This window comes from Geobacillus sp. ZGt-1 (genome assembly GCF_001026865.1).
Classification (GTDB): Bacteria; Bacillota; Bacilli; order Bacillales; family Anoxybacillaceae; genus Geobacillus; species Geobacillus thermoleovorans.
The window spans coordinates 1-386 of sequence record NZ_LDPD01000038.1; the positions used below are offsets into that span (position 1 = coordinate 1).

Genomic DNA, 386 nt, shown 5'->3' on the forward strand with positions numbered 1-386 from the left:
ACGTATATTCGCGTCAAAGGGCGCTGGCATTACCTGTTCTTTATGTTTGACGCCGTCAAAAAGATCGTGCTGTCGTATCGCGTCTCGCCCAACCGGGACACGCTCTCGGCCATCAAGGCCATCGATGATGTCCTCAGGAAGCTAGCGTCCCTCCCAGACGACTTGTCGTTCGTCGTGGATGGCAACCCGATTTACCTGCTGGCGCAACACTTCTTCGCCCAACACGGGATTTCATTTGACGTCCGCCAAGTGATCGGGCTGACCAATGAGGATCCGGTCTCGGAAGAGTTTCGCCCTCTCAAGCAGATCATCGAGCGATTCAACCGGACCTTTAAAGGCAACTACCGCCCGACCCATGGGTTTGGTGCGGAAGAAGGCTCGGTGTC

1 protein-coding gene is annotated in these 386 nt (G+C 55.7%); it reads left to right on the plus strand.

Annotated elements, in window-relative coordinates; genetic code table 11:
- Positions 1-386 (plus strand): DDE-type integrase/transposase/recombinase (locus tag VU18_RS15345; RefSeq protein ID WP_047758417.1); only part of this gene is annotated, 386 nt, incomplete at both ends.